The following is a 13,681-nucleotide window of genomic DNA, read 5'->3' as shown; positions in this document are numbered from 1 at the left end:
CAGCGTCCTGCGGCGCCCCGGCGGCGCGCCGGGCGCGCCGGATGCTCACCCCAGAGCCCTCGGATGCGCAGCGGCGTACACCTCGCGCAGGGTGTCGGGGGTGACCATCGTGTAGATCTGCGTGGTCGTCACCGACGCGTGCCCGAGCAGCTCCTGCACGACGCGCACGTCGGCGCCGCCGGAGAGCAGGTGGGTGGCGAACGAGTGCCGCAGCGTGTGCGGCGAGACGTGCTGGGTCAGGCCCGCCCGGTCGGCCGCCGCCTGCAGCACCGCCCAGGCGCTCTGCCGCGACAGCCTGGCCCCCCGGGTGTTGAGGAACAGGGCGGGGGTGCCCCGCCCGGCGGCGGCGAGCGGCGTCCGTGCGCGCACGAGGTAGGCGTCGACCGCCTCACGCGCGTACGACCCGACCGGCACGACACGTTCCTTGTCCCCCTTGCCGCGCAGCCGTAGGGTCCCCGCCCCGCCCGTCACGTCGTCGACGTCGAGGCCCACCACCTCGCTGATGCGCCCGCCGGTGGAGTAGAGCAGCTCGAGCAGCGCCCGGTCCCGCAGGGGCACCGGGCCCTCCCCCGCGCCCGCGGCCTCCAGCAGCCGCGACGTCTCGTCGACGGACAGGGCGTAAGGCAGCCGCCGCAGCGCGCTGGGCGAGGCCACCTCGGCGGCCGGGTCGCCGGCCGTCAGCCCCTCGGCGTGCGCGAACCGGTGCCACCCGCGCACGGCCGCGAGGGCGCGCGCGGTGGAGGACGCGGACAGCGCCGCCGCGCCGTCCTCGCCGCGGCGCAGCACCCCCACGTACGCGGTGACGTCCGCCTCGGCGACCTGGTCCAGCCGCGAGCGCCCGAGCGTCGCCAGGTGGCGTGCGTACCGCCCCAGGTCCCGGCGGTAGGCGGCCAGCGTGTTCGCCGACAGCCCGCGCTCGACCCGCAGGTGCGCGAGGTAGTCGCGCAACGGGGTCGCCAGCCCGGGCGCGAGGTCCGGATCGGTCATGGTCGGCACGTCCCCCATCATGCCCGCGTCCGCGGGACACCGGCCCGCGCCCCGCGGGCGCGTCGACGACGCACGGCCGGGGGTGGGCGGCCCGAGGGCGCTGGTGCCCGTGCTCAGAAGGGCAGGAAGACGTCCACCGCGACGGCGACGAACAGCAGCGTGAGGTAGGTGATCGAGCCGTGGAAGACCTTCATCGCGCCGAGCTTGCCCTGGGACTTGCCCTGCGCGCGGCGCAGCATGGCCACGACGAGCCACGCGAACCATGCGCCCAGGCCGGTCGCCACCACGGTGTAGACCCACGACATGCCGGCCAGCGGCACGAGGGCGAGCGAGCAGGCGATCATGGCGCCGGTGTGCACGAGCATCTCGACGGCCACCCGGCGGTCGGACGCGACCACCGGGAGCATCGGCACGCCGGCGTTGGCGTAGTCGCGCTTGAACTTCACCGACAGCGGCCAGTAGTGCGGCGGCGTCCAGAAGAAGATCACGCCGAACAGCGCCACCGAAGCCCACGAGAGGCTGTCGTTGACGGCCGCCCAGCCGATGAACACCGGGATGCAGCCGGCGATGCCGCCCCACACGATGTTCTGCGGCGTCCGTCGCTTGAGGATCATCGTGTAGCCGACGACGTAGATGAGGATCGCGGCGAACGCGAGCCACGCCGACAGCACGTTGACGAAGATCGAGAACCACAGGAGCGACGCCACCCCGAGCACGGTGGCGAAGACGAGCGCGGCGCGCGGCGTCACCTCGCCGGTGACGAGCGGACGACGCTTGGTCCGGTTCATCACCTCGTCGATGTCCCGGTCGAGGTAGCAGTTGAAGACGTTGGCCGACGACGCGGCCAGCGTGCCGCCCACCAGGGTCGCGACGACGAGCCACAGGCTGGGCCACCCGTCCTCGGCGAGGATCATCGTCGGCAGCGTCGTCCACAGCAGGAGCTCGATGATGCGCGGCTTCGTCAGCGCGACGTACGCGCCGACGCGGTCCCGCCAGCTCCGGTCGGCACGGGGCAGGTGCGCCTGCTGCTCCCGATCGTCGTTCGTCCGCTCGCGCCGGGACCGGTGCTCGACGGCACGGGTGGGCGTCGACGGGTGGGACGTCGTGGGGCTGGTGGTGCTCACGCGCGCTCAGGTTCCGTTCTCGGCTGGGGGTCCTGGCAGTTCGGGCGACCGGAGGGGACCGCTCGTCGCCTCATGCTACGCCGCGCGACCTGCGGACGTCGGCCCACCCGCCAGGTTCATGATGTGAGAAACGCCCGGCCCGTCCCCCGGCCGGCGCACCGCGCCCCCACCCCGGCGTCCGTCCCGCCTGCGCCCAGTAGGTGGGACGGACCGCTGCGCTGCGGGCGAACGCGGAATGCTCGACGCTAGGGTGGTGCTGCACACGGCAGGGGCATGCAGCCAGACATCGTGCAGCACGTCGACACCCGCACCGCACCCGCCCCGTGCCGTCCAGTCGGACGTCCCGGCGGCCCCGCGCCGCCGCCGGCCGACGCCCGGTACCGGCAGAGCAGCAGCAATCACCCGGGGCAGGCCCCGGGCAGGAAAGAGGCACATCTGTGAACGCGTTCGACCCCGCCGTCGCCCCGCTCGAGTGGACCGATCTCGACGACCGCGCGGTGAAGACCATCAAGGCGCTCGCCGCCGACGCCGTCGAGAAGGTCGGCAACGGCCACCCGGGGACGGCGATCTCGCTCGCGCCCGCCGCCTACCTGCTCTTCCAGAAGACGATGCGGCACGACCCGGCGGACCCCCACTGGGTCGGACGCGACCGGTTCGTGCTCTCGGCGGGGCACTCGTCCCTGACCCTGTACCTGCAGCTCTTCCTCGCCGGCTACGGCATGGAGATCGACGACCTCCAGGCGCTGCGGACCTGGGGCTCGCAGACCCCGGGCCACCCGGAGTTCCGCCACACGCCCGGCGTCGAGATCACCACCGGCCCGCTCGGCCAGGGGCTCGCCTCGGCCGTGGGCATGGCGTTCGCCGCCCGCAAGGAGCGTGGCCTGCTCGACCCCGACACGGCCCCGGGCGCCTCGCCGTTCGACCACCACGTGTACGTCATCGCCTCCGACGGCGACCTGCAGGAGGGCGTCACCTCCGAGGCCTCCTCGCTCGCCGGCACCCAGAAGCTGGGCAACCTGGTCGTCATCTGGGACGACAACAAGATCTCCATCGAGGACGACACCGACATCGCCTTCACGGAGGACACGCTGGCGCGGTATGCCTCCTACGGCTGGCACACCCAGCGCGTCGACTGGACGCAGGGCGACACCGGCTACGCCGAGGACGTCGACGCGCTCGCCGCCGCCCTGGCCGCGGCGAAGGCCGAGACCGACCGGCCGTCGTTCATCGCCCTGCGCACGATCATCGGGTGGCCCTCGCCCACCAAGCAGAACACGGGCGGCATCCACGGCTCCGCCATGGGCACCGACGAGGTGGCCGGGCTCAAGACCGTGCTCGGCCTGGACCCGGAGGCCACGTTCGCCGTCGACGACGAGGTCCTCGCGTACACGCGTGCCGTGGCCGAGCGGCAGTCCGACGAGCGGGCCGCCTGGGACAGGGCCTACACGGCCTGGCGCACGGCGGCTCCCGCCCGCGCCGCGCTCCTCGACCGGCTCACCGCCCGCGCGCTGCCCGAGGGCTGGACCGACGCGCTGCCCGTCTTCGAGGCCTCCGAGAAGGGCGTCGCCACCCGTGCGGCTTCCGGCAAGGTCCTCAGCGCTCTCGCCGACGTGCTGCCCGAGCTCTGGGGCGGCTCCGCGGACCTCGCCGGCTCGAACAACACGACCATGGACGGCCAGCCGTCGTTCATCCCCGTCGAGCACGCGACCAAGAAGTTCCCGGGCAACCCCTACGGGCGCACGCTGCACTTCGGCATCCGTGAGCACGGCATGGGCGCGATCCTCAACGGCATCGTGCTGCACGGCCTGACCCGTCCGTACGGTGGCACGTTCCTGCAGTTCGCGGACTACATGCGGGCGTCCGTCCGCCTGGCCGCGCTCATGGAGATCCCCACGACCTTCGTGTGGACGCACGACTCCATCGGCCTCGGCGAGGACGGGCCCACGCACCAGCCCGTCGAGCACCTGGCCGCGCTGCGCGCCATCCCGGGACTCGACGTCGTGCGTCCCGCCGACGCGAACGAGACCGCGTGGGCCTGGCGGGGCATCATCGAGAACACCGCCAACCCGGCCGGCATCGTCCTCACCCGCCAGAACGTCCCGACGTTCCCGCGCGACACCGACGGGTTCGCCGGCGCCGAGGGCACCCTCAAGGGCGCCTACACGCTCGTCGACTCCGTGAACCCCGCCACCGGCGTGCCGGACGTGGTCCTCGTGGGCACCGGTTCCGAGGTCCAGCTCGCCGTCCAGGCGCGCGAGCTCCTCGCCGCCGAGGGCGTCGCGGCGCGCGTCGTGTCCATGCCAAGCCGCGAGTGGTTCGACAAGCAGGACGCCGCCTACCGCGAGCAGGTGCTCCCGGCCGCCGTGAAGGCCCGCGTCTCCGTCGAGGCCGGCATCTCGCAGGGCTGGCGCGACATCGTGGGCGACGCCGGGCGCTCCGTCTCGCTGGAGCACTACGGCGCGTCCGCCGACTACCAGACGCTGTACCGCGAGTTCGGCATCACGGCCGAGGCCGGGGCGGCCGCGGCCAGGGCGGCCGCCCCCGCCCCGCCGGGGTGCCGGCGCGGGGGGCCCGCGCGCCCGCGCGCCCCCCCGGCCCACCGCCGTCGCGCCGGCCGGCCCCGGGTCCTTCCCGGGCCGGCCGGCCCCGACGGGACGTCGGCGGCACGTCGGCGCGAGGCCCTCGGCGACGGGGGCGACGACGAGAAGGAAGGCACCGCGATGACCGAGAGCACCACCGACCAGGTCCGACCCACCCAGCGCCTGAGCGAGGCCGGGGTCTCGATCTGGCTCGACGACCTGTCCCGCCAGCGCCTCGACACCGGCAACCTCGCCGAGCTCGTGCGCACGCGCGACGTCGTCGGCGTGACGACCAACCCCACCATCTTCGCCAAGGCGCTCTCCGTGGGCGACGCCTACACCGGCACCCTGGCCGAGCTCGCCGGCACCGACGTCGAGGCCGCCGTCGAGCGCATCACCACCGACGACGTGCGCGCCGCGGCCGACGTCCTGCGCGACGTCTACGACGCGACGGGCACCGTCGACGGCCGGGTGTCGATCGAGGTCGACCCGCGCCTGGCGCGCGACACCGACGCCACCGTCGCGGTGGCGAAGCGGCTGTGGGCCACCGTCGACCGCCCGAACGTCATGATCAAGATCCCCGCGACGGTGGAGGGCCTGCCGGCGATCACCGCGGTCCTCGCCGAGGGCATCAGCGTCAACGTCACCCTGATCTTCTCCATCGAGCGCTACCGCGCCGTGATGGACGCCTTCCTGGCCGGTCTGGAGCAGGCGAAGGCGAACGGCCACGACCTGGCTCCCATCGGCTCCGTCGCGTCGTTCTTCGTCTCCCGCGTGGACGCCGCCGTCGACAAGGCGCTGGCCGACGTCGGCACCCACGAGGCCCTCGCGCTGCGCGGCAAGGCGGCGATCGCCAACGCGCGCCTCGCCTACGCCGCCCACGACGAGGTCTTCGCTTCCGACCGCTGGACGGCGCTCGCCGCGTCCGGGGCACGCGGCCAGCGACCGCTGTGGGCCTCCACGGGAGTCAAGGACCCGTCGTACCGCGACACCCTCTACGTCGACGAGCTCGTCGCGCCGGGGGTCGTGAACACGATGCCGCAGGCCACCCTCGACGCGTTCGCCGACCACGGGCTCGTCGTCGGCGACACCGTCTCGGGGGCGGCGGACGAGTCGGCCGCGACGATCGCCGCGATCGAGGCCCAGGGAGTCTCCATGGACGAGGTGACGCGCGCGCTCGAGGAGGAGGGCGTGCACAAGTTCGAAGTGAGCTGGGACGAGCTGCTCACCACGACCAAGTCCGGGCTCGACGCCGCCGGCGCCTGACACCGGCCGGGACGCGCGCCCGCGGTCCCGGTCAGCAGCCCGCCAGCCCCCCGCACGACCACCGCACGAGAGACGGGACACCGTGAGACCGGCCAAGATCACCGCTGAGCAGAACCCGTTGCGCGACCCGCTGGACCTGCGCCTGCCCCGAATCGCCGGCCCGAGCGGCCTGGTGATCTTCGGCGTCACGGGCGACCTGTCGCGCAAGAAGCTCATGCCCGCCGTGTACGACCTCGCCAACCGGGGGCTCCTGCCCCCGGGCTTCGCCCTCACCGGCTTCGCCCGGCGGGACTGGGCGGACCAGGACTTCGCCGAGGTCGTGCACGACGCCGTCAAGGAGCACGCGCGCACCCCGTTCCGTGAGGCCACCTGGCGCCAGCTCGCCGAGGGCATCCGCTTCGTCCAGGGGTCCTTCGACGACCCCGAGGCGTTCGAACGGCTGCGGCAGACGGTGGAGACGCTGGACGCGGAGCGCGGCACCGGGGGCAACCACGCCTTCTACCTGTCCGTCCCGCCCAGCGCGTTCCCGCTGGTGTGCAAGCAGCTGGCCGCCTCCGGGCTGTCCAGCTCCGAGGAGGACGCCTGGCGGCGCGTCGTCATCGAGAAGCCGTTCGGGCACGACCTGGCCAGCGCCCGCGAGCTCGACGCGGTCGTCTCCGAGGTGTTCCCCCCGGACTCCGTGTTCCGCATCGACCACTACCTCGGCAAGGAGACGGTGCAGAACCTCCTGGCCCTGCGGTTCGCGAACCAGATGTTCGAGCCGCTGTGGAACAACCACTACGTCGACCACGTGCAGATCACCATGGCCGAGGACATCGGCATCGGCGGTCGCGCGAGCTACTACGACGGCATCGGCGCGGCGCGCGACGTCATCCAGAACCACCTGCTCCAGCTCCTGGCGCTCGTGGCGATGGAGGAACCGGTGGACTTCGGCGCCCAGGCGCTGCGCTCGGAGAAGATCAAGGCGCTGTCCTCCGTCCGCCTCCCCCGCGACCTTGGCCGGCACACCGCCCGCGGCCAGTACGCCGGCGCATGGCAGGGCGGCGAGAAGGTCGTCGGGTTCCTCGAGGAGGAGGGCTTCAACCCCCGCTCCACCACGGAGACCTTCGCGGCGGTGCGCCTGGACATCGACAACCGCCGCTGGGCCGGCGTCCCGTTCTACCTGCGGACCGGCAAGCGGCTCGGCCGCCGGGTCACGGAGGTGGCGGTCGTGTTCAAGAAGGCGCCGCACCTGCCGTTCGAGTCGTCGCTCACCTCCGACCTGGGCAACAACGCCCTCGTCATCCGCGTCCAGCCGGACGAGGGCGTCACGATGCGGTTCGGCGCCAAGGTGCCGGGCACCGCGATGGAGGTGCGGGACGTCACGATGGACTTCGGGTACGGGCACTCGTTCACCGAGTCCTCTCCCGAGGCCTACGAGCGGCTGATCCTCGACGTCCTGCTGGGCGACCCGCCGCTCTTCCCGACCCGCGAGGAGGTCGAGCTGTCGTGGCAGATCGTCGACCCCGTCACCTCCTACTGGGCGAGCAAGGGCAAGCCCGAGCCCTACCCGGCGGGGACGTGGGGGCCGCCGTCGGCCGACGCCATGATGGCCCGCGACGGGCGCGCCTGGCGTCGCCCGTGACCCGTTCGGAGATCGCCAGCCCACCCGTCACTCCCCCGCCCACCCGCCCGTGACTCCCTCGCCCGCGACGACACCGTCCGGCACCCCGACAGGAGAGCCCCGATGATCATCGACATGCCGGACACGACGACGAACGCGGTCGGCAAGCGCCTCGCCCACCTGCGCGACGAGGGCGGCGCGGTCGCCCTGGGGCGCGTGCTGACCCTGGTCGTCGTCGCCCAGGAGACCGACATCGAGGAGGCGGTCCGCACCGCGAACGAGGCGAGCCACGAGCACCCGTGCCGGGTGGTCGTCATCACCTCCCTCGGCGAGCACGACGGCCCCCCTCGGCTCGACGCCGAGATCCGGGTCGGTGGCGACGCCGGCGCCTCGGAGGTCGTCGTCCTGCGTGCCTCGCAGGAGATGGTTCAGCGCACCGACACCCTCGTCATGCCGCTGCTCCTGCCCGACGCCCCGATCGTCGTGTGGTGGCCCTCCGGCGGTCCCGACGAGCCGTCCGCCGACCCGCTCGGGCGCATGGCGCACCGCCGGATCACCGACACCACGACGTCCCACGAGCCGGTGGCGATGCTCGGCCGGCTCGCCCAGGCCTACCAGCCCGGGGACACCGACCTCGCCTGGGCGCGCGTCACGCTGTGGCGCGGGCTCATCGCGGCCGCCGTGGAGCAGCCTCCTTTCGAGCCCGTGACCGCCGTCCGCGTCGAGGGCGAGGAGCAGCACACGTCGCTCGACCTGCTCGCCGCCTGGCTCGGGCAGCGGCTGCGCTGCCCCGCCGTCGTGGCCCGCACCGACGGCAACGACGCGATCACACGGGTGGTCCTCGAGCGCAAGACCGGCCCGATCGTGCTCGACCGCCCGGACGGGCGCGTCGTCACCATCACCCAGCCCAACAAGCCCGAGCGCCGGATGGCGCTGCCGATCCGGGCGCTCAACGAGGCCCTCATCGAGGAGCTGCGGCGGCTCGACCCCGACGAGCTCTACGGCGAGGTCCTCACCAGGGGCCTCGACCGGGTCGAGACCGTGCGGGCCGACGCATGAGCGGCCACGCGACACCCGCGCGGGGCGCGGCGCCCGCCGTCGTCGTCCACCCGGACGCCGGGCTGCTGGCCGAGGCGGCGGCCGCACGCCTGCTCACGCGGCTGATCGACGTGCAGTCCGTGCGCACGCCCGTGCACGTCGTCCTCACCGGCGGGACCGTGGGCATCCGCACCCTCGCCGCCGTCGCCGTCAGCCCCGTGCGGGACGCGGTCGACTGGTCCGGGGTGCATCTGTGGTGGGGCGACGAGCGGTTCCTGCCCGACGGCGACCCCGAGCGCAACGAGACCCAGGCCCGAGAGGCGCTGCTCGACACGCTCGTCGCGTCGGCGGGCCTCCCGGCCGGCAACGTGCACCCGGCGCCCGCCCTGGGCACCGTCACCGCCGGCACGACCGTCGAGACGCCCGAGCAGTCCGCGGCGGCCTACGCCGTCGAGCTCGCCCGGTACGCGGACACGGACGACGCCGACGGGAGGGACGCCTCGGCGCAGGTCCCCCGGTTCGACGTGCTGCTGCTGGGCATGGGCCCCGACGGGCACGTGGCCTCGCTGTTCCCCGGGCACGCGGGCCTCGCGGCCGTCGGCGCCACGGTGGGTGTCCACGGCTCCCCGAAGCCGCCGCCGGAGCGCGTGTCGCTGACGTTCGACGCCATCCGGTGCGCCCGCGAGGTGTGGTTCGTCGTCGCGGGCGCCGACAAGGCGGCGCAGGCGGCCGCGGCCCTCGCGGGCGGCGCCGTCACCGACGTCCCCGCCGCGGGAGCCGTCGGCACCGAGCGCACCCTCTGGCTGCTCGACGCCGCCGCCGCGAACGGCTGACCTCCGCGCGCGGGCCGCGGCGTCGCCCCGCCACGCGGGTCGAGCCCGCCGAGACCTCGTCTCGACGGGCTCGACCTGCGGACCCGATCAGCTCGCCGTGGCCCGCTTGCGCTCCGCCGCGAGCCGGCCCGGGACGTCGTCGTCGAACTCGGCGAAGAACTCCCCCACCCGCTCGGTGAGCTCGTTCATGCCGTCGCAGGCGAAGAGCGTGGGCTGGTAGTGCGAGATGTCGTACTCGACCGTGCCCATGGAGTAGAAGTCGATCGGCCGGATGGTGGCCCCCCGGAACTCCTCGATCTCGCCGAACGAGGACAGCAGGCCGGCCCCGTAGCAGCGCAGCTCGCCGCCCTCGTACATGACGCCGAACTCGATCGTGAACCAGAAGACGTCGGCGACGAACTGGAGTCCCTCGGGCGTCTCGCACCGGCGGGCGGCCTCCCCCGCCCGACGCTTGACCTCGGCGATGGCGGGGTTCGCCAGCAGGTTCCCGTGGCCCACGACCTCGTGGATGATGTCGGGCTCCGGCGTGTACAGGGGTTGTGACCCGTGCCGCAGGTACTGGGTCGAGTGGAAGACACCGTCGGCGAGAGAGCCGTAGAACACGTCGAGCGGCACGAGCCCCGCAGCGGGGTGCAGCCGGAAACCGCTCAGCGGCTCGAGGCCGGCGCTGACCTCGTCCAGCTGCGGCACACGGTCCGTGGGCAGGCCGAGGGCTTCCTTGCCCTCGAGGAACCCCTTGATCGCGAGCCGCTCGTGCTTCGGCGCGAGCTCGGCGCACACCCGGCGCCAGATCTCGTTCTCCTGGTCCGTGTACTCCACCTGTGGCACGGGATCACCCGGTTGCCAACGCAGCGCCGGGCCGGCGATCACCTCACGGCGCCGTCGGTACTCCTGGTCGTGCGCACCGGGGTGGTCGTCGGCCAGATGGACTGTGACGCCGTTCTCGTCTTCGGTGACGGGGGCGTAGAGCTGTCCTTCTTCGAACATTTCGCCAGGATACGCCCGCCGGCCACCCGTGCCCGCCGGAGCGTGCACGCGCGCCACCCGCAGGCGGTCAGCTGGCCTGGCGCAGCCCGGAGCGCCGTGCCCTCAGGGTCTCGAGCGCCTCCTCCAGCAGAGCCGCGCCCTCGTCCTCCGAACGGCGCTCCTTCACGTACGCGAGGTGCGTCTTGTAGGGCTCGTTGCGAGACGGCTCCGGCGGGTTGGCGGCGTCCTGGCCCGCGGGGAACCCGCAGCTCGGGCAGTCCCACACCTCCGGGGGGGCCACGTCCTCGCTGGCCGAGAACATCGGCGTCGTCTCATGACCGTTCGCGCACCAGTACGACACCCGCACCCGGGGTGCCGCCTCGCCGCGTTCCGTCTCTCCCATGGGGCCCGCGCCCACGCGCGAACCTCGGATTGCATGACCGGCAGTAGCCACGACCTGTCGTCCTCACCTTCGACTCAGTGGGCGTGTGCCCACGGACGATCCTGTTCGGCCGGCTCCCCCGAGCCGGCCGCCTCGCTAGCCCCTGCCCCGGGTCCGGGCTACGCCCGTGCGACCCGGTCCGGTTGGTGCGTCAGCCGACCTTCGTGATGAGGCCCAGCAGCACGACCACCACGAACCACACCACGGCAAAGCTCACCGTGATCCGGTTCAGGTTCCGCTCTGCCACGCCCGAGCTCCCCGCCGCGCTCGAGACGCCGCCACCGAACATGTCGGAGAGACCGCCGCCCTTGCCCTTGTGCATGAGGATGAGCAGGATCAGGAAGGCGCTGGTCAGGACCAGCAACACCTGAAGGATGATCTGCAACGCGTCCACGATTTCCTCGACTGTCCTCGTCTGTGCTCGTCCGTGCCCGGCTGTGCTTGCCCGTGCTGTCTGTGCTCGACCGTGCTCGTCACTGGCGGCGGGTGCCGGGACGGCATCCCGGCCGGGTCAAGAGTAAGTGACGAACGCCTCCCGAGGCGAACACCGGTGTTTCCACCGCGTGACGGTCCCGGGAGGCGTCCGCCGGGGCGTCGCCCCGCTCCTCGTGCCGCCTGTCAGCCGACGTGCGACTGGTAGCGCGCGATCTTCGCGAACTCGACCGGGTCGAGGCTGGCACCGCCCACCAGGGCGCCGTCGACGTCGGGCTCGGCCATGATCTGCGCGACGTTGCCCGACTTGACCGAGCCGCCGTACAGCACGCGGACCGCGTCGGCGACCTCCTGGTCGTACAGCTCGGCCAGCTTGCCGCGGATCGCGCCGCAGACCTCCTGCGCGTCCTGCGGGGTCGCGACCTCACCGGTGCCGATCGCCCAGACGGGCTCGTACGCGATGACGACCTGCAAGGCCTGCTCGCGCGTGACGTCGACCAGCCCGGCGGCGACCTGGGCCAGGGTGTGCTCGACCTGCTGCCCCGCCTTGCGGACCTCGAGGCCCTCGCCCACGCACAGGATCGGCACGAGGCCGTGCTCGTAGGCGGCGCGCACCTTGGCGTTCACGACGTCGTCGCCCTCGGCGTGGTACTCACGGCGCTCGGAGTGCCCGACGACGGCGTACGTGGCGCCCAGGCGCGCCAGCATTGCCCCCGAGATCTCGCCGGTGTACGCGCCGGAGGCGTGCTGGGAGAGGTCCTGGGCGCCGTAGCGCAGCTCCAGCTTGTCGGCGTCGACCAGCGTCTGCACCGACCGGAGATCGGTGAACGGCGGCAGGACGGCGACCTCCACGGCCGCGTAGTCGTGCTTCGCGTCCTTGAGCGTCCACGCCAGCTTCTGCACCGCGGCGATCGCCTCGGTGTGGTCCAGGTTCATCTTCCAGTTGCCCGCCATCAGGGGCGTGCGGTTCGTGGCCACGATGGGTCCTCGTTCTCTCGTGCTGCAGGGATACGGGTGGGTCGGGGGGGGGGGGGGGGGGGGGCCCCCGGGGGGGGGGGGGGCGCGGGGGGGGGGGGGGGGGGGGGGGGGGGGGGGGCCCCGCTGTCGCGGCCCGCCCGCGGTGTCAGTCGGCGAGGACCGCGAGGCCCGGGAGCTCCTTGCCCTCGAGGAGCTCGAGGCTGGCGCCGCCGCCGGTGGAGATGTGGCTGAACCCGGCCTCGTCGAAGCCGAGCGCACGCACCGCCGCGGCGGAGTCGCCGCCGCCCACGATGGAGAACGCGCCGGCCGCCGTCGCGTCGACGATGCCCTGGGCCACGGCGCGGGTGCCGCCCGCGAAGGCGTCGAACTCGAAGACGCCCATGGGGCCGTTCCAGGCGATGGTCTTCGCGTCCGCGAGCTTCGCGGCGAACAGCTCGCCGGACTCCGGGCCGATGTCCAGGCCCATGGTGCCGTCGGCGATCGCGTCGGCCGGCACCGTGCGGTGCGCGGCGTCGGCGGCGAACGCGTCGGCCGCGACGATGTCCGTCGGCAGCACGATCTCGACGCCGTTCTGCTCGGCCTGCTCGAGGTAGCCCTTGACGGTCTCGACCTGGTCGGCCTCGAGCAGCGAGGAGCCCACGGAGTGGCCCTTCGCGGCCAGGAACGTGAAGACCATCCCGCCGCCGATGAGGAGCCGGTCCGCCTTCGTCAACAGGTTCGCGATGACCCCGAGCTTGTCGGAGACCTTGGAACCGCCCAGGACGACGGCGTACGGGCGCTCCGGGTCGGTCGTGGCGCGCGAGAGCGACTCGACCTCCTTGAGCACGAGGTCGCCAGCCGCTGCCGGGAGCAGCTCGGCCACGTCGTACACCGACGCCTGCTTGCGGTGCACCACGCCGAAGCCGTCGGAGACGAACGCGTCCGCCAGGTCCGCGAGCTCGCGGGCGAGCTCCTTGCGCTCCCCGTCCACCTTGGACGTCTCGCGCGCGTCGAAGCGCACGTTCTCCAGCAGGGCGACCCGGCCGTCGGCGAGGTCGGCGACCACCGCGCGCGCCGAGTCGCCGGTCACGTCGTCGGCGAGGACGACGTCCTGGCCCAGGAGCTCACCGAGTCGGGCCGCGACGGGCGCGAGCGAGTACTGCGGGTCCGGGGAGCCCTTGGGGCGCCCCAGGTGCGCGGTGACGACGACCCGGGCACCGGCCTCCGCGAGCCGCGTCAGCGTCGGCAGCGCGGCGCGGATGCGGCCGTCGTCGGTGATGGTCGTGCCGTCGAGCGGCACGTTGAAGTCGGAGCGGACGAGGACGCGCTTGCCGCGCAGGTCGCCGAGGGAGTCGATGGTCTTCATGGGCACCTTGTCCAGATCGGAGGGTCGGTCACATGACGACGTCCGCGTGCGCTGCCGCACAGGCGGCGCGCACGCGGACGTCGTGGTT

11 protein-coding genes and 1 pseudogene are annotated in these 13,681 nt (G+C 73.3%); 5 read left to right on the top strand and 7 right to left on the bottom strand.

Annotation, left to right across the window (positions count from 1 at the left end):
* Positions 1-45: 45 nt before the first annotated feature.
* Positions 46-987 (bottom strand): site-specific tyrosine recombinase XerD, encoded by a 942-nt coding sequence (gene xerD / locus LEP48_RS09490; protein WP_225565337.1) that lies wholly within the window; start codon positions 985-987, stop codon positions 46-48.
* 113 nt (positions 988-1,100) lie between these two features.
* Positions 1,101-2,111 carry a heme o synthase gene (locus LEP48_RS09485; protein WP_422723824.1) on the bottom strand — a complete coding sequence of 337 codons (1,011 nt, stop codon included), beginning with the start codon at positions 2,109-2,111 and terminating at the stop codon, positions 1,101-1,103.
* A gap of 437 nt (positions 2,112-2,548) precedes the next feature.
* Here LEP48_RS09485 and tkt point away from each other — a divergent pair.
* The 5 genes and pseudogenes from tkt to pgl form a co-directional block, all read left to right on the top strand.
* A pseudogene (gene tkt / locus LEP48_RS09480) lies at positions 2,549-4,666 on the top strand (transketolase); the annotation flags it as partial.
* Positions 4,667-4,831: 165 nt separating this feature from the next.
* Complete coding sequence (gene tal, locus LEP48_RS09475) at positions 4,832-5,956, top strand: transaldolase (RefSeq protein ID WP_225565419.1); 1,125 nt, start codon at positions 4,832-4,834, stop codon at positions 5,954-5,956.
* Between the two features lie 82 nt (positions 5,957-6,038).
* Positions 6,039-7,580, top strand: a complete 1,542-nt coding sequence (gene zwf, locus LEP48_RS09470; RefSeq protein WP_225565336.1) for a glucose-6-phosphate dehydrogenase — start codon at positions 6,039-6,041, stop codon at positions 7,578-7,580.
* A 102-nt stretch (positions 7,581-7,682) separates the two neighbouring features.
* Entirely contained in the window at positions 7,683-8,618 is a 936-nt protein-coding gene (gene opcA / locus LEP48_RS09465; protein WP_225565335.1) for a glucose-6-phosphate dehydrogenase assembly protein OpcA, read from the top strand.
* Positions 8,615-9,430: a 6-phosphogluconolactonase gene (pgl, locus tag LEP48_RS09460; protein ID WP_225565334.1), complete on the top strand. Its 816-nt coding sequence runs from the start codon at positions 8,615-8,617 to the stop codon at positions 9,428-9,430. Before opcA ends, pgl begins: the two co-directional genes overlap by 4 nt.
* Before the next feature lie 87 nt (positions 9,431-9,517).
* Here pgl and LEP48_RS09455 read toward each other — a convergent pair whose 3' ends face one another.
* The 5 genes from LEP48_RS09455 to LEP48_RS09435 form a co-directional block, all read right to left on the bottom strand.
* Entirely contained in the window at positions 9,518-10,417 is a 900-nt protein-coding gene (locus LEP48_RS09455) for a phenylalanine 4-monooxygenase (protein WP_225565333.1), read from the bottom strand.
* Positions 10,418-10,484: 67 nt separating this feature from the next.
* A complete protein-coding gene (locus LEP48_RS09450) occupies positions 10,485-10,850 on the bottom strand; it encodes an RNA polymerase-binding protein RbpA (RefSeq protein WP_225565332.1) in 366 nt (121 codons plus the stop codon).
* Positions 10,851-10,989: 139 nt separating this feature from the next.
* Positions 10,990-11,232 (bottom strand): preprotein translocase subunit SecG, encoded by a 243-nt coding sequence (secG, locus tag LEP48_RS09445; RefSeq protein ID WP_225565331.1) that lies wholly within the window; start codon positions 11,230-11,232, stop codon positions 10,990-10,992.
* Between the two features lie 224 nt (positions 11,233-11,456).
* Positions 11,457-12,224 carry a triose-phosphate isomerase gene (tpiA, locus tag LEP48_RS09440; protein ID WP_225565418.1) on the bottom strand — a complete coding sequence of 256 codons (768 nt, stop codon included), beginning with the start codon at positions 12,222-12,224 and terminating at the stop codon, positions 11,457-11,459.
* A 169-nt stretch (positions 12,225-12,393) separates the two neighbouring features.
* The gene (locus LEP48_RS09435) at positions 12,394-13,593 is read right to left on the bottom strand and encodes a phosphoglycerate kinase (protein ID WP_225565330.1); all 1,200 of its coding nucleotides are present in this window, start codon (positions 13,591-13,593) and stop codon (positions 12,394-12,396) included.
* Positions 13,594-13,681 lie beyond the last annotated feature (88 nt).

The organism is Isoptericola luteus (genome assembly GCF_020297055.1).
Classification (GTDB): domain Bacteria; phylum Actinomycetota; class Actinomycetes; order Actinomycetales; family Cellulomonadaceae; genus Isoptericola; species Isoptericola luteus.
The sequence above is the reverse complement of the archived record's forward strand: the minus strand, read 5'-3'. Positions and strand labels throughout refer to the sequence as shown.